The 24,190-nt window shown below is 68.2% G+C and carries 26 protein-coding genes and 2 pseudogenes; 8 read left to right on the forward strand and 20 right to left on the reverse strand.

Annotation, left to right across the window (positions count from 1 at the left end; translation table 11 throughout):
* The 4 genes and pseudogenes from ACT6QK_RS08845 to ACT6QK_RS08860 all read right to left on the reverse strand — a co-directional run.
* Positions 1–460 (reverse strand): annotated as a pseudogene (locus ACT6QK_RS08845) (methyltransferase type 11); the annotation flags it as partial.
* 149 nt (positions 461–609) lie between these two features.
* Positions 610–1,482 (reverse strand): annotated as a pseudogene (locus ACT6QK_RS08850) (AAA family ATPase).
* A 99-nt stretch (positions 1,483–1,581) separates the two neighbouring features.
* Positions 1,582–1,779, reverse strand: coding sequence for a hypothetical protein (locus tag ACT6QK_RS08855; protein ID WP_444597463.1), 198 nt, complete (start codon positions 1,777–1,779; stop codon positions 1,582–1,584).
* Between the two features lie 4 nt (positions 1,780–1,783).
* Entirely contained in the window at positions 1,784–2,248 is a 465-nt protein-coding gene (locus ACT6QK_RS08860; RefSeq protein ID WP_444597464.1) for a hypothetical protein, read from the reverse strand.
* A gap of 171 nt (positions 2,249–2,419) precedes the next feature.
* On the opposite strand from ACT6QK_RS08860, the gene flbT reads away from it, so the two are divergent.
* From flbT to ACT6QK_RS08885, 5 genes are all read left to right on the forward strand, one after another.
* Positions 2,420–2,842: a flagellar biosynthesis repressor FlbT gene (flbT, locus tag ACT6QK_RS08865; RefSeq protein ID WP_444597465.1), complete on the forward strand. Its 423-nt coding sequence runs from the start codon at positions 2,420–2,422 to the stop codon at positions 2,840–2,842.
* Positions 2,805–3,152 carry a flagellar biosynthesis regulator FlaF gene (gene flaF / locus ACT6QK_RS08870; RefSeq protein WP_444597466.1) on the forward strand — a complete coding sequence of 116 codons (348 nt, stop codon included), beginning with the start codon at positions 2,805–2,807 and terminating at the stop codon, positions 3,150–3,152. Before flbT ends, flaF begins: the two co-directional genes overlap by 38 nt.
* 559 nt (positions 3,153–3,711) lie before the next feature.
* Entirely contained in the window at positions 3,712–4,980 is a 1,269-nt protein-coding gene (locus tag ACT6QK_RS08875) for a multidrug effflux MFS transporter (protein WP_444597467.1), read from the forward strand.
* 101 nt (positions 4,981–5,081) lie between these two features.
* Positions 5,082–7,061 carry a M1 family metallopeptidase gene (locus ACT6QK_RS08880; protein WP_444597468.1) on the forward strand — a complete coding sequence of 660 codons (1,980 nt, stop codon included), beginning with the start codon at positions 5,082–5,084 and terminating at the stop codon, positions 7,059–7,061.
* Entirely contained in the window at positions 7,058–8,725 is a 1,668-nt protein-coding gene (locus ACT6QK_RS08885; protein WP_444597469.1) for an amidohydrolase, read from the forward strand. Before ACT6QK_RS08880 ends, ACT6QK_RS08885 begins: the two co-directional genes overlap by 4 nt.
* Here ACT6QK_RS08885 and ACT6QK_RS08890 read toward each other — a convergent pair.
* From ACT6QK_RS08890 to ACT6QK_RS08900, 3 genes are all read right to left on the reverse strand, one after another.
* Positions 8,722–9,177, reverse strand: a complete 456-nt coding sequence (locus tag ACT6QK_RS08890) for a response regulator (protein ID WP_444597470.1) — start codon at positions 9,175–9,177, stop codon at positions 8,722–8,724. The two genes, ACT6QK_RS08885 and ACT6QK_RS08890, sit on opposite strands and share 4 nt — an antisense overlap.
* Positions 9,178–10,272, reverse strand: coding sequence for a histidine kinase dimerization/phosphoacceptor domain -containing protein (locus ACT6QK_RS08895; protein ID WP_444597471.1), 1,095 nt, complete (start codon positions 10,270–10,272; stop codon positions 9,178–9,180). It lies immediately after the preceding gene.
* A gap of 152 nt (positions 10,273–10,424) precedes the next feature.
* Positions 10,425–10,994, reverse strand: coding sequence for a YqgE/AlgH family protein (locus tag ACT6QK_RS08900; RefSeq protein ID WP_444597472.1), 570 nt, complete (start codon positions 10,992–10,994; stop codon positions 10,425–10,427).
* Between the two features lie 144 nt (positions 10,995–11,138).
* Here ACT6QK_RS08900 and ACT6QK_RS08905 point away from each other — a divergent pair, with 144 nt between their 5' ends.
* Together ACT6QK_RS08905 and ACT6QK_RS08910 are read left to right on the forward strand one after the other, a co-directional pair.
* Positions 11,139–11,621: a peroxiredoxin gene (locus ACT6QK_RS08905; RefSeq protein ID WP_444597473.1), complete on the forward strand. Its 483-nt coding sequence runs from the start codon at positions 11,139–11,141 to the stop codon at positions 11,619–11,621.
* Positions 11,622–11,795: 174 nt separating this feature from the next.
* Positions 11,796–12,263: a very short patch repair endonuclease gene (locus ACT6QK_RS08910; RefSeq protein ID WP_444597474.1), complete on the forward strand. Its 468-nt coding sequence runs from the start codon at positions 11,796–11,798 to the stop codon at positions 12,261–12,263.
* Here ACT6QK_RS08910 and ACT6QK_RS08915 read toward each other — a convergent pair.
* The 5 genes from ACT6QK_RS08915 to ACT6QK_RS08935 form a co-directional block, all read right to left on the reverse strand.
* A complete protein-coding gene (locus ACT6QK_RS08915) occupies positions 12,212–14,137 on the reverse strand; it encodes a hybrid sensor histidine kinase/response regulator (RefSeq protein WP_444597475.1) in 1,926 nt (641 codons plus the stop codon). The genes ACT6QK_RS08910 and ACT6QK_RS08915 overlap by 52 nt on opposite strands.
* Before the next feature lie 82 nt (positions 14,138–14,219).
* Positions 14,220–15,248, reverse strand: a complete 1,029-nt coding sequence (locus ACT6QK_RS08920; RefSeq protein ID WP_444597496.1) for a quinone-dependent dihydroorotate dehydrogenase — start codon at positions 15,246–15,248, stop codon at positions 14,220–14,222.
* A 5-nt stretch (positions 15,249–15,253) separates the two neighbouring features.
* Complete coding sequence (locus ACT6QK_RS08925; RefSeq protein ID WP_444597476.1) at positions 15,254–15,601, reverse strand: DUF952 domain-containing protein; 348 nt, start codon at positions 15,599–15,601, stop codon at positions 15,254–15,256.
* A gap of 4 nt (positions 15,602–15,605) precedes the next feature.
* A complete protein-coding gene (locus ACT6QK_RS08930; RefSeq protein WP_444597477.1) occupies positions 15,606–16,124 on the reverse strand; it encodes a SixA phosphatase family protein in 519 nt (172 codons plus the stop codon).
* A 43-nt stretch (positions 16,125–16,167) separates the two neighbouring features.
* Positions 16,168–16,923 (reverse strand): methyltransferase domain-containing protein, encoded by a 756-nt coding sequence (locus ACT6QK_RS08935; RefSeq protein ID WP_444597478.1) that lies wholly within the window; start codon positions 16,921–16,923, stop codon positions 16,168–16,170.
* A gap of 62 nt (positions 16,924–16,985) precedes the next feature.
* Between ACT6QK_RS08935 and gloB the strand changes: the two genes are divergently transcribed.
* Entirely contained in the window at positions 16,986–17,714 is a 729-nt protein-coding gene (gene gloB, locus ACT6QK_RS08940) for a hydroxyacylglutathione hydrolase (RefSeq protein ID WP_444597479.1), read from the forward strand.
* Between the two features lie 6 nt (positions 17,715–17,720).
* On the opposite strand, the gene ACT6QK_RS08945 is transcribed toward gloB, so the two are convergent.
* The 8 genes from ACT6QK_RS08945 to ACT6QK_RS08980 form a co-directional block, all read right to left on the reverse strand.
* Complete coding sequence (locus ACT6QK_RS08945) at positions 17,721–18,527, reverse strand: DUF4908 domain-containing protein (protein ID WP_444597480.1); 807 nt, start codon at positions 18,525–18,527, stop codon at positions 17,721–17,723.
* Between the two features lie 48 nt (positions 18,528–18,575).
* The gene (gene phbB, locus ACT6QK_RS08950) at positions 18,576–19,301 is read right to left on the reverse strand and encodes an acetoacetyl-CoA reductase (RefSeq protein ID WP_444597481.1); all 726 of its coding nucleotides are present in this window, start codon (positions 19,299–19,301) and stop codon (positions 18,576–18,578) included.
* A gap of 90 nt (positions 19,302–19,391) precedes the next feature.
* The gene (locus ACT6QK_RS08955; RefSeq protein ID WP_444597482.1) at positions 19,392–20,462 is read right to left on the reverse strand and encodes an NAD(P)-dependent alcohol dehydrogenase; all 1,071 of its coding nucleotides are present in this window, start codon (positions 20,460–20,462) and stop codon (positions 19,392–19,394) included.
* Between the two features lie 70 nt (positions 20,463–20,532).
* The gene (locus ACT6QK_RS08960; RefSeq protein WP_444597483.1) at positions 20,533–21,282 is read right to left on the reverse strand and encodes a DUF72 domain-containing protein; all 750 of its coding nucleotides are present in this window, start codon (positions 21,280–21,282) and stop codon (positions 20,533–20,535) included.
* Positions 21,279–21,599, reverse strand: coding sequence for a type II toxin-antitoxin system RelE/ParE family toxin (locus tag ACT6QK_RS08965; RefSeq protein ID WP_444597484.1), 321 nt, complete (start codon positions 21,597–21,599; stop codon positions 21,279–21,281). Before ACT6QK_RS08965 ends, ACT6QK_RS08960 begins: the two co-directional genes overlap by 4 nt.
* On the reverse strand, positions 21,596–21,850 hold the full coding sequence (locus ACT6QK_RS08970; RefSeq protein WP_444597485.1) for a type II toxin-antitoxin system ParD family antitoxin: 255 nt from the start codon (positions 21,848–21,850) through the stop codon (positions 21,596–21,598). Before ACT6QK_RS08970 ends, ACT6QK_RS08965 begins: the two co-directional genes overlap by 4 nt.
* A gap of 50 nt (positions 21,851–21,900) precedes the next feature.
* Complete coding sequence (locus tag ACT6QK_RS08975; RefSeq protein WP_444597486.1) at positions 21,901–23,571, reverse strand: putative bifunctional diguanylate cyclase/phosphodiesterase; 1,671 nt, start codon at positions 23,569–23,571, stop codon at positions 21,901–21,903.
* Entirely contained in the window at positions 23,568–24,182 is a 615-nt protein-coding gene (locus tag ACT6QK_RS08980; protein WP_444597487.1) for a GNAT family N-acetyltransferase, read from the reverse strand. Before ACT6QK_RS08980 ends, ACT6QK_RS08975 begins: the two co-directional genes overlap by 4 nt.
* Positions 24,183–24,190 lie beyond the last annotated feature (8 nt).

The raw sequence follows: 24,190 nt of genomic DNA on the forward strand, positions 1-24,190 counted from the left end.
CCGTCACCGAAGCGGCTTCGCCCGCCGTGTCCCGGGCGGCGTCAGCCTCCACGCGCGCCTGGTCGGCCTCGGCTCTCGCCCGATCCGCCTCGGCGCGCGCGGCGTCGGCGTCCGCCCTGGCCGTCTCGGCGTTCACGCGCGCGGCGGCCTCGGGCAGGTCGGCCGCGAGCCGTGTCTCGAACCCGGCCAGAACCTGATCCACCGACTGTCCGTCCAGGCGGACCAGATGCAGCGAAACCTCGGCGCCGCGCGGGCCGGTGTAGTTGCAGACCAGACCGTCGCCGCTGGCCGAACCCTTGCGCGTCAGGGCGCCCAGGGTTTCGGGGCACTGGAGGGCGTCGACGACCCTCATCACCCCGGCCTCTTCGCCGGTGGTGCGGCTGGAGATGCGCACGCCGCCGTCGTCGCACCCAGTCAGGGCGACGGCGGAAACGGCGGAAATGAGCAGCAGGCGAAACATGACCGGTCCTCGTTAGAGCGAGATCGGTTCGAATGCGATCGCATTCGAACCCAGATCCTCGCTCCAGATTTCCATCCTGCGCCGACGCCGCCGGGATTCCAGTGAAATCGCGGTAATCGGCGTGACGAAACCTGTTCGGAACCGTGGCCTCAGCCGCCCGGACGGGCGCCCTCGCGGCGGCTGAGGAAGGCCAGACGCTCGAACAGGTGCACGTCCTGCTCGTTCTTCAGCAGGGCGCCGTGCAGGGGCGGGATCAGCTTGTTGGGAGCCTTTTCCCTCAGGGTCTCGGCGTCGATGTCCTCGACCAGCAACAGCTTCAGCCAGTCCAGCAGCTCCGATGTCGAGGGCTTCTTCTTCAGCCCCGGCGTCTCGCGGATGCCGTAGAAGGTCTTCAGCGCCTCCGACACCAGTCTCGGCTTGATGCCGGGGAAGTGGACCTCGACGATGGACTTCATCGTCTCCTCGTCCGGGAAGCGGATGTAGTGGAAGAAGCAGCGGCGCAGGAAGGCGTCGGGCAGTTCCTTCTCGTTGTTGGAGGTGATGACCACGACCGGCCGGATCTCGGCGCGGATCGTCTCGTCGATCTCCTGAACATAGAACTCCATCCGGTCCAGCTCCTGGAGCAGGTCGTTGGGAAACTCGATGTCGGCCTTGTCGATCTCGTCGATCAGCAGGACGGGTCGGACCGGGGAGGTGAAGGCCTCCCACAGCTTGCCCTACTTCAGATAGTTGCGGACGTCATGAACCCGCTCCTCGCCCAGCTGGCTGTCGCGCAGCCGGCTGACGGCGTCATACTCATAGAGGCCGTTATGGGCCTTGGTCGTGGACTTGACGTGCCAGGTGATCAGGGGTGCATCCAAGGCCTTGGCCATCTCATAGGCCAGGACCGTCTTGCCCGTGCCCGGCTCACCCTTGATCAACAGGGGCCGCTCCAGCGCCACGGCGGCGTTGACCGCGATCTTCAGGTCGTCGGTGGCGATGTAGTTCGAGGTTCCCTCGAACCGGTCGGTCGGCCGCGTCATTCCAGGCTCCGGTGGGTTGCACTTTACAACTGACCGAAATCCCTACCGGGCTCCGCGCCGCTTAACAACGATCACGAAGCGCCGGGGGCCAAGTCCGGGTCAGGTGATGCGTTTGACCGAAACCGGATCACTCGCGGGGAAGGTCTCTTCGACGCCCTCGTCCACGAGAGCCTCCTGACGGTCCTCGGCGTCCCGCTCGCGCTGACGCATATGGTCCGGCTTCCCCTTCAATTCCTCGGCCCGGCGGGCGTGGGGGGTGTCGCTGTCCTGGTCGCGCCTGGTGTTGGGGTCGGTCATGGGTTCAAATCCTGTCTTGTTCGGCGGATGAGGCCGGATCGGAGCCGTCCCCGTCCGGGCCGTAGCCGAGGTCGGCGATGTCGTCGTCCGAAAGGGTCTTGGCCTCCCAGTGGGCGGCGCTCGCCTGGGCGCCGCGGGCGTTCTCCATCAGGCCGGAATAGACCAGCTCGACCTCGTCCTCTGCCGATCGGGCGTCGGCCTCGTCGTCCAGCCGATTGATCCGTTCGCCATCCACGCCCAGCAGAGCGTCCGCCTCGGCCTCGATGCCGCCGGCGCCCAGTTGGTCCTCCAGATCCAGATCGTCCTCGTCGAAATCGTCTTCGTCGGCGTCCCCGTCGGCCTGGGTCACGTCCAGCACGCCGTCGGCTTCGTCGAGCAGCAGGTCGCCCTCCCCCTCGTCGTCGATGTGGGTTTCGTCGAAGGCCTCGGCTCCGGCCTGGTCGTCCCGTTCAAAATCCTGTTCGGGCATGGTCGCCTCCCTGTGTGAAGGCTCAACGGTCCGCGCACGCGCCGTGTTCCCTCGGGCCTTCCATCGGGGGCCGGCGACCGGTCACAACAGATGGTTAACCACGACTGTTTAATCTGTATCAGTCCCGAACCCGTATGGATGTGCGGCGGGCGCGAATGGAGGACCCGCCCCATGGCCCTGAAGCTGTCTCTGAAACCCGGAGAGAAGTTCGTCCTGAACGGCGCCGTCGTTCAGAACGGCGACCGGCGCGGGGTTCTGCTGCTGCAGAACAAGGCCTCCGTCCTTCGTGAGAAGGACATCATGCAGCCGGAGGACGTCACCACGCCCGCCAGCCGCATCTACTTCCCCGTGATGATGATGTATCTCGACGAAAGCTCGGCGCCCAAGATGTACGACGAGTTCGTGCTGAGGCTCAGCGAGTTCATGGGCGCCATCTCCAATCCCGCGATCCTGGCCGAATGCGTCGGGGTCTCCAAACACGTCCTGTCCCGCGAGTACTACAAGGCCCTGATGGGTGCGCGGAAACTGGTTGAATACGAAGAGCAAAGGCTGGGGCATGCACCACGCTTACAAACAGGCGGCGACGCGGACTGAATCTCCGCGCGAGACCGAATACCGCCTGTTCGGCCAGGTGACGCGCGCCCTGATGCATGCGTCGACGGTCGATCCGTCGGATCTCAAGACGCGGATCGACGCGATCGACTGGAACCGCCGCCTGTGGTCCACCCTAGCGACCGCCTGCCAGGACCCGGACAACGCCATGGCCCTGCCCGTGCGCGCCCAGATCGTGTCGTTGAGCCTGTTCGTGAACCGCCACTCGTCCGAGATCATGCGCGGCGACGACAACGACTTCGAGACCCTGATCGACATCAACCGGTCGATCATGCAGGGGCTGGCGGCGTAGTTCTTTTGTGGCGCTGACGCTCGGCTCGCGGAGCCTCGCTGCTTGAGCGCATTGTGATCTGGTCGCTGACGCGACGCGCCAACGCTCGCGACGCGGTCGCTCGCTGCTTGAGCGCATTGTGATCTGGTCGCTGACGCGACGCGCTAACGCTCGCGACGCGGTCGCTCGCTGCTTGAGCGCAAAGGGATATTCGCGGCGATCACGACATCGGGAGGGGGCCTTTCGCCCGGCCACGATCCGATCCACCTTCGACGTCCCTGTTCAACAGTCGAAAGGAGGTGATCCAGTGTCTCATTGTCATCCATCGCGTGCGGTTTCCGCGAGCCTGGGCCTCGGAGAGGTTCGGTCCTGACAATCGGGTGCGCTACGCCCTTCGGGCTGTTTGAGCGCCTTTCAGGCTGAGTTTGCGGTCCGGCCGTTCGCGGTCAGACAATGAGGGCCGTCGGAGCGATCCGGCGGCCCTTTTGCCTTTCCGGGGGCGGCTCATTCGTGTTGCGCTGCAACATTAATTGTCGCCGCCGAGGTTGCGGTCGTCGGCCGCACGGGGCATCTGGCCCGCATGGCCTCTTCCCAGACAGACACCGCACCTGTTTCTCCGGATAAGGTGAAAGGGCCGGGCTTCCCCGAGTTCGTCTGCATGATCGCCCTGATGATGGCGCTCAACGCCTTGGCGATCGATTCCATGCTGCCGGCCCTGCCCGACATCGGAAACGCTCTGGGCGTGGTCAACGAGAACAGCCGTCAATGGGTGGTCACCGCCTATCTGCTGGGCTTCGGCGCCGCCCAGATCATCTATGGCCCCCTGTCCGACCGGTTCGGGCGCAAGCGGGTGCTGCTGATCGGCGTCGGCGTCTATATCCTGTTTAGCCTGGTGGCGGCCTTCGCTCCGACCTTCGACACCCTGATCCTGGCGCGGATCGGTCAGGGGCTGGGATCGGCCGCGACCCGCGTTCTGGCGGTCTCCATCGTGCGCGACCGCTATCAGGGCCGGACCATGGCCCGGGTCATGTCGCTGAGCTTCCTGGTCTTCCTCGGCGTGCCGATCATCGCCCCGTCCCTGGGCCAGCTGATCCTTCTGGTCGCCGAATGGCGGGAGATCTTCGGCGTCCTGGCCTTCGCCGGCATCGCCCTGATGGTCTGGACCAGTCTGCGCCTGCCCGAGACCCTCCACCCCGAGGATCGCCTGCCAATCCAGCCCCTGCGCATCCTGGGCGCCTTTAAACAGGCCCTGACCAACCGACAGGCCATGGGCTACACCCTGGCCATGACGGCGATCACGGGCGCCCTGTTCGGCTTCATCAACTCGTCGCAGCAGATTTTCTTCGACGTGTTCAAGGCCCCGCACCTGTTCACCACCGTCTTCGCCCTGATCGCCGGCGGCATCGCCGTCGCCTCGGTGCTGAACGCGAAACTGGTCGAGCGTCTGGGGTCGCGGCTGATCGGCCATTCGGCCCTGCTGGGCTTCATCGCCTTCGGCGCACTCCACACCGTGGTCGTGCTGTCGGGCCACGAGACGATCTGGACCTTCGCCATGCTCCAGGCCGGCACCATGTTCTGCTTCGGGCTTCTGGCCGGTAATTTCGGCTCCATGGCCATGGAGCCCATGGGTCACATCGCCGGGACGGCGTCATCCGTTCAGGGCTTCATCTCCACCATCTGTGGTTCTCTCGCGGGGTTCGCCATTGGTCAGCAGTTCAATGGCAGCGCCGCCCCCATGGTGATCGGGGTGACGGTCATGGGTCTGCTCGCCCTGTGCGCGGTCCTCTTCGCCGAGCGCGGCCGTCTGTTCGTGGCGAAGCACCGGCCGGCGGTCGCCCCCGCCGCCTGACCCAGCCTCGCGACCTGGCCGCCTGATCGCCCGCTCTTGATTTCTGCGGCGGCGGGGTGCTGTCTCACCGCCCTGACCCGCAGAAGTGTTCGGAGCGTTGAATGACCCGCAGCCGCCTCTCTCTCGCCGCCCTACTGGCCGCGACCGTCTCCCTCGGCGCCCTGGCCGCCTGCGACCAGATGGGGGCGAAGGATCCGAAGTCGGACATGCCGCCCCTGCCCGCCTCGGCCACGGCGCCCATCGCCGCCTATCCGCAGGATGTCCACTCCTACGCCCAGCCCCAGGTCGCCCGGGTCAAGCATGTCGCCCTCGATCTCGTCGCCGACTTCAACGCCAAGACCCTGTCGGGCACCGCGACCCTGGACGTCACCGGCGAGCCGGGCGCGACGACCCTGGTGCTCGACACCCGCGACCTCGATATCCGCGCCGTCCGCGACGATAAGGGCGCGGCCCTGCCGTTCCAGCTCGGCGCGTCCGACCCGATCCTGGGTCAGGCCCTGACCATCACCACCCCGGCCTTCGTCGCCGGAAAGGTGCAGAAGATCGTCGTCGACTATTCGACCCGTCCGACGGCCGCCGCCCTGCAGTGGCTGACCCCGGCCCAGACGGCGGGCGGCAAGCTGCCCTTCCTGTTCAGCCAGGGCCAGGCCATCCTGACCCGCACCTGGATCCCGACCCAGGACAGCCCCGGCATCCGCCAGACCTATTCCGCCCGCATCGTCACGCCGGACACGCTCAAGGCCGTGATGAGCGCCGAAATGCTGACGCCCGAGGGCGAAAGCGCCGGTCAGGGCCAGAAGGCCTGGCGCTTCCGCATGACCAATCCGGTCCCGCCCTATCTGATCGCCATCGGCGTGGGCGACCTGGCCTTCGCCTCCGAGGACGGCCGCACCGGCGTCTGGACCGAGCCCGGCCGCCTCGCCGCCGCCAAGGCCGAGTTCGCCGAGGTCGGCCAGATGGTCACGGCCGCCGAGGGTCTCTACGGCCCCTATGCCTGGGGCCGCTACGACCTCTTGATCCTGCCGCCCTCCTTCCCGTTCGGCGGGATGGAGAACCCGCGCCTGACCTTCGCCACCCCGACGGTGGTGGCGGGCGACAAGTCGCTGGTCAGCCTGGTCGCCCACGAACTGGCCCACTCCTGGTCCGGCAATCTGGTGACCAACGCCACCTGGAACGACTTCTGGCTGAACGAGGGCTTCACCACCTACTTCCAGAACCGGATCATGGAGGCGGTCTACGGCGCAGACCGGGCCCAGCAGGAGCGGGTTCTGGGCTGGGATTCGCTGCAATCCGAACTCAAGGCCCTGCCCGCCGCCGACACCCGGCTGCACCTCGACCTCAAGGGGCGCGATCCCGACGAGGGCATGACCGACATCGCCTATGAGAAGGGCGCGGCCTTCCTCGAGACCATCGAACGCATCGTCGGCCGCCCGGCCTTCGACGTCTGGCTGAAGGGCTATTTCCAGCGCAACGCCTTCCGGCCGATGACCACCGACCTGTTCCTCCAGGACATCCGCGCCAATCTGGTCAAGGGCGACGCGGCCCTGGAACAGCGGCTGATGCTGGACCAGTGGGTCTATCAGCCCGGCCTGCCGTCCAATGCCGTGGCCCCGACCTCGCAGGCCTTCGACCAGGTGGACAACGCCGCCAAGGCCTTCTTCGCCGATCGCGGCCCCGCCTCCGCCATCCCGTGGAGCGGCTGGAACACCCAGCAGCGCCAGCGTTTCCTGAACTGGCGTCCGGCCAATCTGAGGGACGGCGCCGACTGGTTGACGACCCAGCAGCTGGACGACCTGCAGAAGACCCTGAACCTGAACGCCCAGGGGAACGCCGAGGTCCTCTTCTCCTGGCTTCAGGTGGCGGTCGCCCATCGCTATCAGCCCGCCGTCCCGGCGCTGGAGACCTTCCTGACCTCCATGGGCCGTCGCAAGTTCGTCCTGCCCCTGTTCGCCAGCCTGTGGGCCGAGGGCGACTGGGGCCGGCCGATCGCCACCCGCATCTACGCCCGCGCCCGCCCCGGCTATCACGCCGTAACGGTCAACTCGGTGGACGCCCTGGTCGGCAAGCCGGCCGGCGCATGAGGGCCGCCCTCCTCGCCGGCGCCGCCTTCGTCCTGATCGCGGCGCCGGGCGTCGGCCGGGCCCAGAGCCTGATCCTCCACGGCGGGACGATCCACACCGGCGTGGACGGCGCCCCGCCCGCCGAGATGGTCGTCGTCCGCGACGGCCGCATCGCCTATGTGGGCCCCAACCGCCCGACGGAGACGCGGGACGACGACGTCGTCGTGGATCTGAAGGGCGCGACCCTGTTTCCCGGCTTTACCGACGGCCACGCCCATCTGGACGGCATCGGCTGGCGCGAACTGACCCTGAACCTCGAAGGCTCCGCCTCCATCGCCGAGGCCATGAAGCGGCTGTCGGACTGGGCCGCCGCCCATCCCGAGGGCGTCATCGTCGGCCGCGGATGGATCGAGACCCATTGGCCCGAGGCGCGCTTTCTGACCGCCGCCGATCTCGACGCCGCCGCCCCGGGGCGGATCGTCCTGCTGACCCGGGCCGACGGCCATGCGGTGACCGTCTCGTCCGCCGCCCTCACCGCCGCCCGGATCGACGCCTCGACCCCCGCCCCGGCCGGCGGACGCATCGACAAGACGCCTGATGGCCGCCCCAACGGCTTCTTCGTCGACGCCGCCATGAGCCTGGTCGAGACCCTCGCCCCCCAGGCCGATCCTGAGGCCCTTCGCGACGCCTATCGCGCCGGCTTCCGGGTCGAGGCTGCCTATGGCTGGACCGGCCTGCATTTCATGAGCGCGCCGTGGAAGGACGTGCCCCTGCTGGAACAGATGGCCGAGGCGGGCGAGGCGCCGCTGCGCGTCTACAACAACATCACCCCCGACGGCGCCCGGGCCCTGATCGAGGGCGGCGCGCGCAGCGTGGCCGACGGCCGGGTCATCACTCGCGCGATCAAATTCTACGCTGACGGCGCGCTCGGGTCGCGCGGCGCGGCCCTGTTCGATCCCTATTCGGACGACCCGCACAATCGCGGCCTGATGCTGACCACCGAGGCCGAGGTCCTGCCTCTCTATGAGGACGCCCTGCGCAAGGGGATCCAGGTCACCACCCACGCCATCGGCGACCGGGGAAACTCAGAGGTTCTGGACTGGTATCTGCACGCCATGATGGAGGTCCAGCCGGAACAGCGCGCCGTCCGCGATCCGCGCTGGCGCATCGAGCACGCCCAGATCGTGCGGCCGCGCGACGAGATGTTGTTCGCCGGCCTGGGCGTCATTCCCTCCATGCAGCCCAGCCATGCCATCGGCGACCTGCATTTCGCGCCCGCCCGCCTCGGCGACGCCCGGCTGGACGGCGCTTATGCCTGGCGGGATTTCGTGGAACTGGGCCTGCCGGTGGTCGGCGGATCGGACGCCCCGGTCGAGCGGGGCGCGCCACTGATCGAATTCTACGCCGCCGTCGCCCGCCGCGACCTGAACGGCTTCCAGGGTTTCGACTGGCGGCCGATGCAGGCGGTGTCGCGCGAGACGGCCCTGAAGATGTTCACCCTCTGGCCGGCCTACGCCAGCTTCCGCGAGGACGAACTGGGCACGATCGAGGTCGGCAAGCGCGCCGATTTCACCGCCTTCGACATCGACCTGATGACCGCGCCCGAAGCCGACATCCCCAAGGGCCGGGCGGTGCTGACCGTGGTGGACGGCGTGGTGGTGTTCGAAGCGGAGCCTGCCGGTTAGGCGGCGTTCCAGGCCTCGGCGATATTGGGCGACGGCACGAAGCTGGCCGGGCGGCCGGACTTGGGCGGCGGGTCGCTGATGCCCTCCTCAATGAACCGCATCGCCGAGGTCAGGCCGATGTGGGAGAAGGGCTTGGCGATCACCCCGTGCGCCCCGGCGAAATCGACCGGGATAGCGGCGGGATTGGCCGTGATGAAAACGATCGCCGTATCGGGCCAGTGTCGGCGGATGAAGTGGCTGACCTCCAGTCCATTCGACCCGTCCGCCAGGTTCATGTCCACAAAGGCGATGTCGGGTGCCGTCAGAGCACCCAGGGCCTCGACGTCGGACAGGGACATGGCTTCGCCCACGACCGTGTGACCGCAGTCCGTCACCATGGCCTCGAGGTCCAGGGCCAGGAGCGCCTCATCCTCCACGATCAGGACAGTGAAGGGCGGCTGGGGACGGACCATCTAGTCTTCCACTTCGAAAGCGATGACGGCCCGGGTTCCGGGGTTCGCAGGCAGCCAGAGCGTCTCGGCCGCCGCCTGTTTTGACAGCCGCCCGATCAGCTTGCGACCGAGACCCGAGCGGTCCTCGAGCGGGAAGCCGGGGCCATCGTCCTCGATGACGATCTCGGCCCGGCCGCCGCGCGATTTGGCGGACACCTGGAGCCGCCCCGGCCGACCGTCGGCATAGGCGTGTTTCACGGCGTTGGTCAGCAGCTCATTGATCACCAGGCCGATGGCCGAGGCATGGGCCGAGGGGACCTCGATCGGTTCGATGTCCTTGATCACGTCGATATTCGTGCGGCCCGTGGCCCCGATGACGTCCTCGGTCAGGGTCTCGGTCAGGGCGCCGACGTCGAAACGGGTGATGTCCTCGGACTGGTAGAGGCGGCGATGCACGGTCGCCAGGGCGTCCACCCGCTCCAGCATGGAATCCAGGGTCGCCCGCAGCGCGGGATCCGGAATGGCGCGCGCCTGGAGCCGAAGCAGGGAGCCGATCATGGTCAGGTTGTTCTTCACCCGGTGGTCGACCTCGTGAAGCAGGACGGTCTTGACCGCCAGGGCCGCCTCGAGATCCTTGGTCCGCGCCGCGACCTCCCGTTCGACATGGGACTTCTCGCGCGACACCGTTTCATGCGCCTCGATGCGATCCGACACGTCGAGTTGCGAGGCGAAGAAGAACTCGACCTGGCCGTCCTTGTTGCGCACAGGGCTGAGATAGAGGGCGTTCCAGAACGTCTCGCCGTCCTTGCGATAGTTGAGGATGTCGATCTGAAGATCGCGCTCGGCGTCGATCGCCTCGCGAATTTCGACGACCGTGCGGGGGTCCGTCAGGGGCCCTTGGAGGAACCGGCAGTTGCGCCCGATGATCTCTTCCCGGTCATAGCCGGTCAGCTTCTGAAAGGCGGCGTTGGCGAAGACGATGGGATTGTCGGGCTGCCGGGGGTCGGTGATGACCATCGCCATCCGCGTCCCGCGAATGGCGGCGGCGAACGGGTCGCCCCGACCCCGCTCGTGATCGATATCCCCCGTGAGATGCCAATCGTCCTGCTGCTTCACGCGCTCGCTCCGGTCTAGGGCGATCGCCGCCCTGCACCGAGACCGAACGTGACCTTGGCCATATCCGTTCCACCCGCTCAGACTCCGTAGCGTCCGTCCAGCCTGACATTCCGGGCGCTTTCGGCCGGCCGGGCCAGGTGTTCTGAAGCGTCTCAGGCCCGCCCCGACTGGCTCGACAACCAGGCAGCGTCCACGCCGAGGCCCTTGAGCGCCCGGCTCCATTTGGTGTCGTGGTCGCGGTCGAAGATGACGTCCAGGTCGGGATCGGCCGTCAGCCAGACATTGTCGCCGAGCTCTTCCTCCAGCTGCCCCTCGCCCCATCCGGCATAGCCGAGGTGAAGGACCGAGCGGCGCGGGCCCGCCACAGCGTCGGTCATGGCCAGAAGCGCGTCCTTGGTCGCCGTCATCGCCAGTCCCTCGGCGAAGGGCAGGCTGGCGTCGGCGCTCATCCAGTCGTCGGTGTGCAGAACGAAGCCCCGCTCGCGATCCACGGGTCCGCCGGCCATGACCGGCCGACCGATGGCGCTGTCGGGCGCGGGGATATCCAGCTTCGACAGGACCGACTTCAGATCCACCGCAGGGGTCGGCTGGTCGAGCCGCAATCCCATCGCATGCTCGGGTTCGTGCACGCAGACCAGGATCACCGCATGCTCGAACCGGGGGTCGCCGATGCCGGGCATGGCCACCAGCAGCCGCCCGACGAGGGATTGAAACGGGTTCATGGCTGGATGATCGGTGCGACGGGGCGGAATGGCAAGACGCCGTCCCGTCGCAAGGCCGTGTGCGCCGCCGGATAATCGCTCTTGGCGGTTGAACCGCCTGCGCCTATCTGCGCTGGGATAGACATCAATCTCAGGAAGAGCGTCATGACCATCCAGATCGGCGACAAGATCCCGGCCGCCACCCTCGCCGCAGCCACGGCCGACGGCCCCAAGCCGATCAGCACTGACGATATCTTCGCGGGCAAGACCGTGGCCCTGTTCGCCGTTCCCGGCGCCTTCACCCCGACCTGCTCGGCCCGCCACCTGCCCGGCTATGTCGACAACGGCGCGGCGTTGAAGGCCAAGGGCGTGGACACGATCGCCTGCCTGTCGGTCAACGACGCCTTTGTCATGGGCGCCTGGAAGAAGTCGACCGAAGGCGCCGACGACATCCTGTTCCTGGCCGATGGGTCGGGCGACCTGACCAAGGCGCTGGGCTTGACGCTGGACGCCACCGGCTTCGGCATGGGCGAGCGTTCGCAACGCTATTCCATGCTGGTCAAGGACGGCGTCGTCACCGAGCTGAACATCGAACAGGGCGGCGAGTTCAAGGTCTCCTCCGCCGAGCACCTGCTGGCGCAGCTCTAGGCAGCAAGAGCGCTAACGCTCGGCTCGCGGAGCCTCGCTGTTCGAGCGCGTTTTGGGCGCTAACGCTTGCGACGCGGTCGCTCGCTGCTTGAGCGCATTTTTTGGCGATACCGCTCGCGACGCGGTCGCTCGCTACTTGAGCGCATCCCGGGTCGTGTTGGCTAAGGGGAGCCCGTGACCACCGACGTCTTTTCCGTCGAGAAGCGCAGCGCCGTCATGCGGCGGGTGCGTGGGCGGGACACGACGCCGGAGCTAAGGGTGCGCCGCATCCTGCGCGAGGCGGGGATCGGGTACCGGCTGGGCGGCTGCGGCCTGCCCGGCCGACCCGATCTGGTGATGAAGGGCCGTCGCATCGCACTGTTCGTGCACGGCTGTTTCTGGCACGGCCACGACTGTGCGCGAGGCGCGCGCAAGCCCAAGGCCAACGCCGACTACTGGATCGCCAAGGTCGATCGAAACCGCGCCCGCGACGCCCGCACCTCGGCGGAATTGACAGAATCGGGCTGGGCGGTTGTCACGGTTTGGGAATGCGGGATGAAGTCCGACGATTTCGCCCGCGACCTCGTTCAAATGATCCTTGAAGCCCCGCCTCAGGCAGCGGCGACCTCGGCCTCGTCGGCTTCGCCTGACAGGACGTACTGAAGCGCACCCAACAGGGCCGAGGGGGTTAGGGGCTTGGAGACGAAATAGGTCATGCCGGCCGCCATACAGGCGGCGATGTCGTCCTCGCCCGTGTCAGCCGTCACCGCGATGACCGGAACCCCCGCGTTCGGTCCGCCGCCCGCGCGCAGGCGCCGCGTCGTCTCGCGCCCGTCCAGTTCGGGCATCCGCACATCCATGAAGATGACGTCGAAGGCCTGGGTCTGGCAGAGGTTCAGGGCGGCCATGCCGTCGGCCGCCGCCGCGATCTCGCAGCCCAGGGGCGCGAGGATCAGCTCCACCGCGCGTCTGTTGATGTCGTGATCGTCGACGACCAGGGCGCGCAGCGGACGGCCCTGCTCATCGCCGCCCTCATCGGTCTCGACGTCGTTGGCCTGAAGCGCGGACGCGACTTTCGTCGCCTCAACGGGCGAAGCCGGCGCATGGGCAGGCATGTCCGGGGATGCGGTTTCGATCCGACCGACGGGGCCCAGGGCCCGCGCCACGTCGGCCCGCGACTGGGCGTCCAGGGCCGTGCTGCGCACCGTGGCGTCCAGCGCCGGCGCGAAGACCACCGACACAGTGAAGACGGCGCCGTGGCCAGGCTGGCTGCGCGCCACCAGGCGGCCGCCCATGAGCTGGACCAGGTTTCGGCTGATGCTGAGGCCGAGGCCCGAGCCGCCGTGCCGGGCGCTGACCCCCTCCTCGGTCTGATCGAAGGGATTGAACAGCCGGGCCAGTTGAGCGGGCTTCATCCCGGGACCGGTGTCGGCCACCTCGATCAGCACCGCGTGACCCTGGGGCTCCTCGGCCCAGGCGCGCAGCTTCAGGGTGATCGAGCCCTGGTCCGTGAACTTGACCGCGTTGGAAATCAGGTTGTTCAGCACCTGACGCAGGCGCATGGCGTCGCCGCGCACCATGGCGGGCATCTGATGGGCGCCCTCGATGCGGAAGGAAAGACCCTTGGACCGGATCGGGCCTGTCCACAGCCGCATGGTCTGGGCCAGCAGGGCCCGCAGGTTGAAGTCCGCCGCCTCGACGGCCATGCCGCCCGCCTCGAGCCGGGAATGGTCGAGCAGGTCGTCCAGCAGGGCCTTCATCATCAGGCCCGCATCGGTGATCAGGGCCGCCTGGTTTCGGGCGCCGCCGTCCATCCGGCTTTGATCCAGTTCGGCCGCGCCCGTCAGGATGGCGCCGATCGGCGTCCTCAGATCATGGGCGACGGCGGCCAGATAGGCGGAGCGGCGGGCGGCGTCCCGCTCGGCGAACTGCAGGCGCTGGTCGGTCTCGGCGCGATTGCGCAGCTCCCGGCTGCGCGACACGGTCAACCTCTGCCAGCTGACCAGGCAGTAGATGGCGAAGACCACGATCGCGGCGGCGGTCGTCGCCACCAGGGCCTTCGGCGCCCCCAGCGACGCCATGAACCAGGGGGTTGAGCCGAGGAGCAGGAACTCCGGCGTCACCGTGCAGATCAGCACCCGCGCCGAGGAGGGGGCGTTGATCGTGGAATAGAGAATGGCCGCGCAGAGCATGACCGTCGCCGCCAGTCCGCCCATCGGACCGCCCGCCATCCACAGCGGGATCGCCGGCAGGCAGTAGAGGGCGGTGTTCAGGGCCAGGATCACGCAGCCCAGCAGGCTACGCCCCCCGCCCATGGGACGCGACGGCTTGGCGGTGACCGGACGGAACACCCAGATCTCGATCAGCTGGATCGCCACATAGGCGACCGCCCAGCCCAGGCTGAACCCGGCGCCGAGAATCGGGCTGACGATCATGCCGGTCGCCAGGCCGACGCCGACGCGTTGCACGGCGGTCTCGCGGCGGTTGCGAACCGCCTCGTTCCAATCCGTTGCAACAGTCCTGGTGGTGTTAGGCATGCGGCTCCCTGCGTCGGGCGACGCGCGTATTGGAACGCCGTCACGACGGGGCCCACTATCGGGAAGTTAGACTAACGCCGCGTCAACGGCCGGTCGAAACGGCTTCGGAAACCGTGGAAAACCCTTCGGCCCTCAGCCTCGCCGCCAGATCGCGCTTGATCGCCGCGACCAGTCCCGGACCCTCGTAGATCAGGGCCGAATAGACCTGGATCGCGCTGGCTCCGGCGCGAATGCGGGCCCAGGCGTCGGCGCCCGAGGCGATACCGCCCACGGCGATCAGGGGCAGACGCCCCTCCGACGCCGTCGCCGCGTGGATCAGGGCGTTCTGGGCCAGATCGCGAAGCGGCGCCCCCGACAGGCCGCCCGCCTCCCCCGCCAGACCCGACTTCAGGCTCGCGGGCCGCTCCAGCGTGGTGTTGGAGACGATCAGGCCGTCGATGCGGTGCGCCAGGGCGGCCTCCACGATCATGACGATCTCGGCCTCGCTCAGATCCGGGGCGATCTTGAGGAAGACGGGTTGCGGCCCCGACCGCGCCTCGGCCACCCGGCCAAGCAGGTCGTCCAGAGCCGCCCGGCCCTGCAGGGCGCGCAGGCCCGGGGTGTTGGGCGAGGAGATATTGACGGTGAAATAGTCGGCGCGACCCGCCAGCCGCTTCAGCCCCAGAACATAGTCGGCCGCCCGATCTTCGGTGTCCTTGTTGGCGCCCAGGTTTCCGCCGACGACCATGTGTCGCGGCCGGGCGTCGAGGCGGGCGGCGAAGGCCTCAAGCCCGTCGTTGTTGAAGCCCATCCGGTTGATGATGGCCCGGTCTTCGCTGAGCCTGAACAGGCGGGGCTTCGGATTTCCCGCCTGAGGCAGGGGCGTCACCGAGCCGCACTCGACGAAGCCGAACCCGAGACGAGACAGGCCGCGCAGGGCCTCGCCGTTCTTGTCCAGCCCGGCCGCCAGCCCGACCGGATTGGGCAGATCCAGACCCGCCACTGTCGTCCTGAGGATCGGATCGTCGGCCGGCGGTTTCGGCAGGGGCAGGGTCGCCAGGGCCCGGATGGCCAGCCGATGCGCCGTTTCCGGCTCCACCTGACGCAGCAGGACCGCGCCGATGTCCGACATCAGGCTCACGACAGGACTGGACCCAGGGTCATCACGCCATCGGCCGCCACCGACATCGTCCGCCGCGCCGTCACGGCCGACACCGGCAGGGGGCCGTAGATGTGGGGGAACAGGGCGCCGCCGCGCGACGGCTCCCACACCACCCCCTCGACCCGGGCCAGATCGACGGTCAGCAGCAGCAGGCCCGACTGACCGGCATAGTGACGCGCCGCCGTGCCGCTCAGCTGTTCAACCGTGGACAGGTGGATGTAGCCGTCCTTGAGATCGACGGCGGACCCTTCATAGGCGCCCAGAGCCTCGGCCGCCGCCCATTCGGTCTCGGCCACGATCTTGAAGGCGTCTCCGGCGGCCATGGCGTCACTCGTCCCCGAAGGCGGCGCCGCCGACCGACTGGGGCGTGAACCAGCCGTCATAGGCGCAGCGCCCGGCCACATCGACCTCGAACACCGCGGCAGCCGCCGTCGGGAATCCCCCGGCCATCCGGTCCAGGATCGAGGGCGAGGCCGCGCTTTCGACCAGATAGTCGTAGGCCAGCATGTGGACGCCGGGGTTGTGCGCCAGCAGCAACAGACACCCCGCCTCCTCCTCGGCCCGCTCGACATGGCCGCGCAGGACGTCGGCGGGCGCGTTGTAGAGGGCCGGCTCCAGCCGCACCTCGACATCGCCGAACGCCTCCTGAACCAGCTCCCAGGTCTCGCGCGTGCGGGTCGCGGTCGAGACCAGGGTCAGGTCGGGACGCAGACCCCTGGACGCCAGGGTGCGGCCGATCAGCAGGGCCTCCTCACGGCCCCGCGCGGCCAGACGGCGGTCGCGGTCCAGGCCCGTGGGCGCGGCGCTTTCGGCCTGGGCGTGTCGCATCAGGATCAGTCGGTGCATGGCTCGCCGTTTACTGAGGTTCGCACCGCCCGGCCAGAGCCGATCAGGCGGGATCGCCGTTTCGAAGGACCGGATCGACGGTCCGGCCGACGGGCTGGGGCGCCAGTTCGGCCGGCACGCGCACGCGCTGGGCCGAGCCGGATGGGCGAATGCGGGCATAGGCCTGGCGCGAGGCCTCCAGCAGGATGACCCCGGCCGCGCCCGGCGCGATCAGGCCGCCGATCCTTTCGATCCCGTCCGCCATGCCGATCAACGGTCGCCAGGGCGGGGTGTAGAGGGTCTGGGACCAGGCCGTCGGCTCCAGTCCGACCTGACGCACCAGCCGCTCCATCTGGCCGCGCGTGAAGGGCCGGCCATGGCCGAAGGGGGTCGCCTCGGCCCGCGCCCACATCCCGCCCCGGGCCGCCGCCGCCAGGATGATCCGCCCGGCCGGCGCGAGGGCGCGGACGGCCTCGGTCAGCAGCACCGCCGGATCGTCGGCCTCCTCCAGCGCATGGATCAAGAGGATGCGGTCGAAGGCCCCGGCCGCGAAGGGCAGGCGTCCGTCGTCGACCAGAAGGCTGCGGTTGCGACCGACCGAGGGCCAGGTCTCCACCCCCTGACCGCCCGGCATGGCCGCCACGACGCGCCGCGCCCCGACGAAGGCGTCCAGCCACGGGGTGGGATAGCCGACGCCCAGGACGTCGCAGTTCGTCGCCTCGCCCCAGGCGTCGTCCAGCCGACGCGCCACCAGCCGACGCACCAGGGCGCCGGTCGGCTCGCCATAGAAGGCGCGAAGATCCTCGATGCCGCGTCTCATGTCAGTCACTATAGGGAGGAAGTCGCCGCCTGTCGCTTGGACCGACATCATCTGGAGCCGCCATGTCGATCACCGTTCATCTGTTCCCCTGCCTGACCGATAACTACGGCTTCCTGATCCGTGACGAGGCCACGGGCATGACGGCGGCGGTCGACACCCCGGACGGCGAACGGATTCTGGCCGAGTTGGCGACCCTCGGCTGGGGGCGGCTGGACCTGATCATGAACACCCACTGGCACCCGGACCATACCCAGGGCAACGCCGCGATCCAGGCGGCGACCGGCAGCGAGATCGTCGGCCCTGAAGAGGTGCGTCGCGCGGCGCCTCTGGACCGCGTGGTGACGGACAGCGAGAGCGTGGCGCTCGGCGAGACCGTCTTCGAGGTCACCCATACCCCCGGCCACACCCTGGGCCATGTCGTCTTCCGGTCGGCGGCGGACGATGTCGCCTTCGTCGGCGACACCCTGTTTCCGCTGGGCTGCGGGCGGCTGTTCGAGGGAACGCCGGAGCAGATGTGGGACAGCCTGCAGAAGATCGCCGCCTGGCCGGACGCCACTGTCCTCTACGGCGCCCACGAATACACGGCGGCCAACGCCCGCTTCGCCTTGAGCCTGGACGACCGGCCGGAGATGGCGGCCCATGCGGCGGACATCTTCGCCCGCCGCGAACGCGACGAGCCGACCGAACCCACGGTCCTGTCGATCGAGAAGCGGTTCAATCCCTTCCTGCGGGCCGCCGACGCCGCCGACTTCGCCGCCCGTCGCGCCGCCAAGGACGGCTTCAAGGGCTGAGCCGGATCAGTCGCTGGCGACGGCCCGGATGATCACGGCCGAGGACGGCCGGCCCGAAAGCCCGCGCCCGGGACGCACGGTGACCCTGAGATCGCCGCGCTGGAAGGTCACACCGGGATTGCGCCCCTCGATGATGGTGACGGTGCGCAGGGTCGCCAGTCGCGTCCGCAGAGGCGGCGACGAGGCCATGCGGATCACAGCCTCGGTGGTGACCAGCAGGGCGTCGACGCACAGGGCCTCGTCCTCTTCGCCGTCCAGTTGGACCACCACGGTCCGGCCCAGGCTTCGGCTCAACAGGGCCGAGCGCTGGATCATCAGATTGGCCAGAGCGACCGGGCCCATGACCGGCGCGGCCAGGGCTGAGGCCGATCCGCTCAGCGAGGCCGGACTGCCGCCGGGCGCGCGCACCGAGAACAGGGTCATGCCTCCGTCGGGCGTGACGCGCAGGATCTGATCCCCGGCGTCGTTGCGATAGATGATGTCCCCCCGCGGCGCCGGAAACGGGCGCAGGGCCCAGGTCTCCGCGCGGCTTTCGAACCGGAACAGGGCGCGCGGCCCGGAGCGGTCGAAGACGAAAGCCTCGCCGCTTTCAGACACATAGCGGCCCGTGGGCGGCAGGGTGCGGGTCGGCCGCACGTTCAGGCCGCGCGACTGCTCGGCCTGGGCGTTGCTGCGCGCCTGGAACAGGGCCAAGGCGTCGGCGCCCGAGGGGATCAGGGCGAAACCGCACGACAGGACGCCCGCCGCGACGACAAACGCCGCCGTCGGCGAAATCGGCCTCCCCGCCGTCTCGACCCTGAACCTCGATGTCATGGTCTCAGGGTAGCAATCCCACCCCGGCGGATTTTGGGCGAACCGGCGTCAACCGACCAGATACTGACCGCCGTTCAGGCTGAGGGTGCAGCCTGTGACATATCCGGCACGCTCGCCGCACAGCCAGGACACCATGTCGGCGATCTCCTCGCCCTTGCCCAGGCGGCCGACCGGGATCTGGGCGATGATGGAGTCCAGCACCTTCTGGTCCATGGCGCCGACCATCTCGGTGTCGATATAGCCCGGCGCGATGCAGTTGACGGTGACACCCTTCCTCGCATTCTCCAGCGCCAGGGCCTTGGTGAAGCCGATCATCCCGGCCTTGGCGGCGGAATAGTTGGCCTGACCGACCTGACCCTTCTGGCCGTTGATGGAGGAGATGTTGACGATCCGGCCGTGGCCGCGATCGCGCATGCCGTTGATGACCTGGCGCGTCATGTTGAAGACGCTGTCCATATTGACGCGGATGACGTCGGACCACTGGTCATGGCTCATCTTGTGGAAGAAGCCGTCGCGGGTGATGCCGGCGTTGTTGATCAGGATGTCGATGGGGCCCAGCGCCGCCTCGACCTCAGCGACCGCGCGGGCGCAGTCATCGAACGAGCCGACATTGCCCTTGACCACCATGACGCCCAGCTCCTTGGCCGTCGCCTCGGCGGCCTCGACATTGCCGGAATAGCCGGCGGCGACCGCCATGCCGTCTTCCTTGAGCCGCTGGACGATGGCCCTGCCGATGCCTCGGGTGCCGCCGGTGACGAATGCTACGCGCGCCATGCCTGTTTCCTTGTCCCTGTTGGACCCCGTCTCAGTGCGGAGCCTTCCCCCACAGGTCTAACCCGACAATCTGCGCGCGAACACCCGCTGTTACGCAGCTTTATCCAACTTCGAGACGTCGATGACGAACCGATAGCGCACGTCGGACTTCTCCAGACGCGCATAGGCCTCGTTGATCTGGTCGGGGGCGATCACCTCGATGTCGGAAGCGATGCCGTGCTCGGCGCAGAAGTCCAGCATCTCCTGGGTCTCGCGAATGCCGCCGATCAGGGAACCGGCGACCGAGCGCCTGCGCCACAGCAGGGGCATGGCGAAGACCGGCAGGGCCTCGGTCGTCAGCCCCAGCATGACCATGGTCCCGTCGTGGGCCAGCAGCTGCAAATGGCCGGCGATCTCGTGCGTCGCCGAGACGGTGTTGATGATCAGGTCGAAGCTTTCGGCCGCCGCCTTCATCGCCGCCTTGTCGGAGTTGATGAGGAAGTGCCTGGCGCCCATCCGCTCGGCGTCGGCCTTCTTGCGGTCCGAGGTCGACAGGACGGTGACCTCCGCCCCCATCGCGGCCGCCTGTTTGACGGCCATGTGGCCGAGGCCGCCCAGACCGATCACGGCCACCTTCGACCCCGGCTTGATGTTCCAGTGCTTCAGCGGCGAATAGGTGGTGATGCCCGCACACAGCAGGGGGGCGGCGGCGTCCAGCGGGATGGAATCCGGGATGGTGACCACGAAGGCCTGATCCACGACGATCTTGTCGGCATAGCCGCCCTGGGTGATCGGCTCGCCCGACTTGTCCGCATGTTTGTCGGGCGCGCCATAGGTGCCGGTGAAACCGGGCACGCAATACTGCTCGTTGCCGGCCCGGCAGGGGGCGCAGGTGCGGCAGCTGTCGACCATGCAGCCGACCCCGACCCGGTCGCCGACCTTGAAGCGGGTGACGTTCTCGCCCACCGCCGTCACCAGCCCCGCGATCTCGTGGCCCGGCACCAGCGGATAGACGCTGTTGCCCAGATCGTTCTTCACGATGTGCAGGTCCGAGTGACAGATGCCCGCGAAATGGATGTCGATCGCCACATCGTCCGGCAGGGGATCGCGCCGGGTGAAGCTGTAGGGCGCCAACGGCGAGGACGAATCCGTGGCGGCGAAGGCACGGGCGGCGATGGGCATGGCGATGTCCTTGGGATGCGGCGACCTCGTTCAGATGTGGCGGCGACAGCCTGGCCGCAAGTCGCCGGGGCTATTTCAACTTCTCGATCAAGGCCTGGGCCGCCGCCGGATTGCGCACCTTCGCGCCCGAGATGAAGTAGGCGAAGACGTCGCCGCGCTTCGCCCAGACCTTCGTCTGATCCGCGACGGCGTCCAGCTCGGCCGAGGTCATCCCCGTCGGTTCGTCCTCGCGGCTCGACATCAGCCGGGCGTAGGTGAAGTCGGCCGTCGGCTGGTCGATGCGCGGCCAGGTCGGCGACTCGTCGTCCACGGCATAGACGATGGCCGCGCCGTATTTCGCCGCCAGATCATAGAAGGCCTGGGTCTCGAACGTTGGGCTGCGCACCTCCAGGGCGTGGCGCAGGCGCACCCCGTCCTTCTCGGCCGGCAACAGTTTCAGGAAGCCTTCGAAGTCAACCGGGTCGAATTTCTTGGTGGCCATGAACTGCCAGTTGATCGGCCCCAGCTTGGGCCCCAGGGCCGTCAGCCCCTGATCGAGGAATCGGCCCACGCTCTCGCCCGCCTCGGCCAGCACCTTGCGGTTGGTGCAGAAGCGGCTGGCCTTGACCGAAAAGACGAAGTCCTCGGGCGTCTCGTCGCGCCACTTCATCCAGGTGTCGATCTTGAACCCGGAATAGTAGGTGCCGTTGATCTCGATCGAGGTCAGGGCGCGCGAGGCGAACTCCAGCTCCCGCTTCTGCGTCAGCCCCTCGGGATAGAAGACCCCGCGCCAGGGCTCATAGGTCCAGCCGCCGATGCCGGCGTAGATGGAATGGGTCATGGCTCGCCTCGTTCTTCCAGGCGGTCGCCAAGGTGGCCCTGCCAGTCTTCGTGCCCGTGTCGCAAACGTAAAATGACAACGCCGCCAGGCTCCTCTTCATAGAAGATCACGTGGCTCATGTAAGAAAACGCCCGCACCGGCGGGTTGAACTCTGTGCGGAGTCGCGTCAGCCCAGGATAGTCAGCGAGCCTTTGGAAGGCGGCTTCGAGCCCGTCCTGATAACGCTCCGCCTGCTCTGGTCCGAACTGATCATACCCCTGAATATAGATGGCGATCAGATCCTCGTCCGCCTGATCGGTCGTACGAAATCTGCTCAAGTTGCGGCTTCACGCGCAGCGATCCGCGACAGCGCTTCGGCGCGAATATCCGCCATCGAACGGTTGCTGATCCCGCTCGCCCTGCCCTCGTCGATCAGTTTTTGCATCTGGGCGATCTTCTCCGCCCTCACCTGCTCGCGGCGGATCAGGTCGCGGACATAGTCGCTCGAGTTGCTGTAGCGGCCGTCGGTGCTCTGGGCCTCGACCCAGGACTTCATCTGATCGGGGAGGGAAATGTTCATCGTGGCCATGCACAGAAGGCTGAGCGCGATGGCAAGGTTTGTCAAGAACCCGCAGGCCTCTACGCCGACCGCTGCTTGATCGGCGCCGTACCGTCGGCGAGGGATTCGTTCAGATAGACCTCGGCCTCCTGCGGCGGCAGGGCGGGGGCGTAGCCGAAGCCCTGGCCATAGTGGCACTGGTCGGCCAGCAGCAGCCCGGCCAGATGGGCGTTCTCGACCCCCTCGGCCACCACCTCCAGCGCCAGATCGCGGCCCAGGTTGACGACCGACTTGACGATCTTGGCCGAGCCCTCGTCCTTGTCCATGGTCAGAACGAAATAGCGGTCGATCTTCAGCGTATCGAACGGCAGGCGCGCCAGATAGGACAGGGACGAGAAGCCGGTGCCGAAATCGTCCAGCGCCAGGGAGGCGCCCACGGCCTTGAGCTGGCGCAGCACCTTCGCCGACGCCTCGGTGTCGCGCTTGATGTCGCCCTCGGTGACCTCGAGCTTCAGCGCGCCGCGCGGCAGGCCGGCCTCCTTGATGATCCGCTCGACGTCCTCGACCAGATGCGGCCGTTCGATCTCGCCGACCGACAGGTTGACGCTGCAGAACAGCCGCCCGGCGCGCGGATGCCTGCGCAGCCATTCGGCCAGCTGGCGCGCCGACTGGGTCATCATCATCAGACCGAGCTCGTGCATCAGCCCCATCTCCTCGGTCATGCCGAGGAATTCGTCGGGCGGCACCAGGCCGCGCTTGGGGTGACGCCAGCGGGCCAGGGCCTCGAAGCCTGCCACGGCGCCGGAGTTCAGATTGACGATGGGTTGGTAGAAGGGCCCGATCTCGCCACGCACGAAGGCGTTGCGCAGGTCCGCCTCGAGCGCCAGTCGCGAAAGGCTGTCGCTTTCGAGGGCCCGGCCATAGACGGCCTGGCCGCTGCGGCCGGCGGTCTTGGCCTGACTGACGGCCAGCTCGACCCGGCGCAGGAGCTCGGCCGGGTCGGCCGCATCCGGCCCGCCCTCGCAGGCGACGGAGCCGATGGAGACGGTGGGATAGATGTCGAACCCGGCGACCCGCAGCGGCTGCTGCAGGGCGTCGCGCATCCGCTCGGCGGCGGCCGCCCCACGACGGGGAACCAGGACGGCGAACTCGTCCTCGCCGATGCGCGCGGGGGCTTCGGCGGGCGGGAAGGCGGCGGACAGACGTGACCCCAGGGCCGAGAGCACCAGATCGGCCCGTTCGTGACCCAGAGCCTCGTTCAGACGGCGTAGACGATCGACATCGGCCACGACCAGCTCATAGTCGCCGGGCGCAGTCAGGATTTCGCCCGTCCGCGCCAGAAACCCGCGCCGATCCAGAAGTCCGGTCAGGACGTCCTTCTCGGAGCCCGACAGCCGGGTCTCCAGGGCCACGATCCCGGCGGCGCGCAGGCCGTCCTCCAGCCAGACACCGCGCCAAAGGCAGGTCTCGGACCCCCGCATGCGCAGACGCAGCACGACCTCGGACCCCTCGGCGCGGGGGGTCAGCAGGCTTTCGGCCAGGGCGCGATCCTGGGGCAGGGTGACGGCGACGAAGGCGGCGGCCGAACATTCGGGCGCCAGGGGCCCCAGACCCAGAGCCCGCGTCGCCCCGGTCAGACGCAGCGAGTCCTCGGCCGGCGTCCACACCCACAGGGCGGATTCAGCGGCGGCCAGCGCCTCGATCGCCGTCGTCGCGTCCCAGGCCAGACTTCGGGATCGCGTGGGGGTCAAACCGTCGGATATCCTCGTGAATCGGAGCGACGGCCGAGGTCCTCAGACAACAGGCCGAACAGCAGATGATCTGCCCATTCACCGTTAATTTTCAGATAAGCCTTGGCCTGGCCCTCCAGACGGAAGCCCGATTTTTCAAGGACGCGGCGTGAGGCGGCGTTGACCGGCAGGCAGGAGGCCTCCAGCCGGTGCAGCTTCAGGGCGCCCAGGGCATGGCTCGCGACGGCGCGCACCGCCGCCGTGCCATGGCCGCGCCCGGCGAAGGGCTGGCCGATCCAGTAGCCGAGAGTCCCCGTCTCGGCCACGCCGCGGCGAATGTTGGACAGGGTCACGGCCCCGACCAGGGTGCGGCCCGTGGCGTCGAAGATGAAGAAGGGCCAGGCGTTGCCCAGCTCCATCTCCCGCGCATAGACGGTCAGGCGGCGGCGAAAGGCGGCGCGGGTCAAGTCGTCGTCGGGCCAGGCCGGCTCCCACGGCTGGAGATAGTCGCGCGACGTCTCTCTCAGATCGGCCCAGGCCTGATAGTCGCTCGAGCGCGGCGGACGCAGCACGACGCCTTCGCCCCGGATCACGGGGCCGGCCGCATCGATCATCCAGTCCAGCAGGGCCATGACGGCCC

The sequence above is a fragment of the Brevundimonas sp. genome (assembly GCF_052436175.1).
Classification (GTDB): Bacteria; Pseudomonadota; Alphaproteobacteria; order Caulobacterales; family Caulobacteraceae; genus Brevundimonas.

Excerpts from the sequence above, each read along its gene's own strand:
- ACT6QK_RS08855 (WP_444597463.1), bottom strand. The coding sequence starts at position 1,779 with ATGACCGACCCCAACACCAGGCGCGACCAGGACAGCGACACCCCCCAC.
- ACT6QK_RS08860 (WP_444597464.1), bottom strand. The coding sequence starts at position 2,248 with ATGCCCGAACAGGATTTTGAACGGGACGACCAGGCCGGAGCCGAGGCC.
- flbT (WP_444597465.1), top strand. The coding sequence starts at position 2,420 with ATGGCCCTGAAGCTGTCTCTGAAACCCGGAGAGAAGTTCGTCCTGAAC.
- flaF (WP_444597466.1), top strand. The coding sequence starts at position 2,805 with ATGCACCACGCTTACAAACAGGCGGCGACGCGGACTGAATCTCCGCGC.
- ACT6QK_RS08875 (WP_444597467.1), top strand. The coding sequence starts at position 3,712 with ATGGCCTCTTCCCAGACAGACACCGCACCTGTTTCTCCGGATAAGGTG.
- ACT6QK_RS08880 (WP_444597468.1), top strand. The coding sequence starts at position 5,082 with ATGACCCGCAGCCGCCTCTCTCTCGCCGCCCTACTGGCCGCGACCGTC.
- ACT6QK_RS08885 (WP_444597469.1), top strand. The coding sequence starts at position 7,058 with ATGAGGGCCGCCCTCCTCGCCGGCGCCGCCTTCGTCCTGATCGCGGCG.
- ACT6QK_RS08890 (WP_444597470.1), bottom strand. The coding sequence starts at position 9,177 with ATGGTCCGTCCCCAGCCGCCCTTCACTGTCCTGATCGTGGAGGATGAG.
- ACT6QK_RS08900 (WP_444597472.1), bottom strand. The coding sequence starts at position 10,994 with ATGAACCCGTTTCAATCCCTCGTCGGGCGGCTGCTGGTGGCCATGCCC.
- ACT6QK_RS08905 (WP_444597473.1), top strand. The coding sequence starts at position 11,139 with ATGACCATCCAGATCGGCGACAAGATCCCGGCCGCCACCCTCGCCGCA.
- ACT6QK_RS08915 (WP_444597475.1), bottom strand. The coding sequence starts at position 14,137 with ATGCCTAACACCACCAGGACTGTTGCAACGGATTGGAACGAGGCGGTT.
- ACT6QK_RS08920 (WP_444597496.1), bottom strand. The coding sequence starts at position 15,248 with ATGTCGGACATCGGCGCGGTCCTGCTGCGTCAGGTGGAGCCGGAAACG.
- ACT6QK_RS08925 (WP_444597476.1), bottom strand. The coding sequence starts at position 15,601 with ATGGCCGCCGGAGACGCCTTCAAGATCGTGGCCGAGACCGAATGGGCG.
- ACT6QK_RS08930 (WP_444597477.1), bottom strand. The coding sequence starts at position 16,124 with ATGCACCGACTGATCCTGATGCGACACGCCCAGGCCGAAAGCGCCGCG.
- ACT6QK_RS08935 (WP_444597478.1), bottom strand. The coding sequence starts at position 16,923 with ATGAGACGCGGCATCGAGGATCTTCGCGCCTTCTATGGCGAGCCGACC.
- gloB (WP_444597479.1), top strand. The coding sequence starts at position 16,986 with ATGTCGATCACCGTTCATCTGTTCCCCTGCCTGACCGATAACTACGGC.
- ACT6QK_RS08945 (WP_444597480.1), bottom strand. The coding sequence starts at position 18,527 with ATGACATCGAGGTTCAGGGTCGAGACGGCGGGGAGGCCGATTTCGCCG.
- phbB (WP_444597481.1), bottom strand. The coding sequence starts at position 19,301 with ATGGCGCGCGTAGCATTCGTCACCGGCGGCACCCGAGGCATCGGCAGG.
- ACT6QK_RS08955 (WP_444597482.1), bottom strand. The coding sequence starts at position 20,462 with ATGCCCATCGCCGCCCGTGCCTTCGCCGCCACGGATTCGTCCTCGCCG.
- ACT6QK_RS08960 (WP_444597483.1), bottom strand. The coding sequence starts at position 21,282 with ATGACCCATTCCATCTACGCCGGCATCGGCGGCTGGACCTATGAGCCC.
- ACT6QK_RS08970 (WP_444597485.1), bottom strand. The coding sequence starts at position 21,850 with ATGGCCACGATGAACATTTCCCTCCCCGATCAGATGAAGTCCTGGGTC.
- ACT6QK_RS08980 (WP_444597487.1), bottom strand. The coding sequence starts at position 24,182 with ATGGCCCTGCTGGACTGGATGATCGATGCGGCCGGCCCCGTGATCCGG.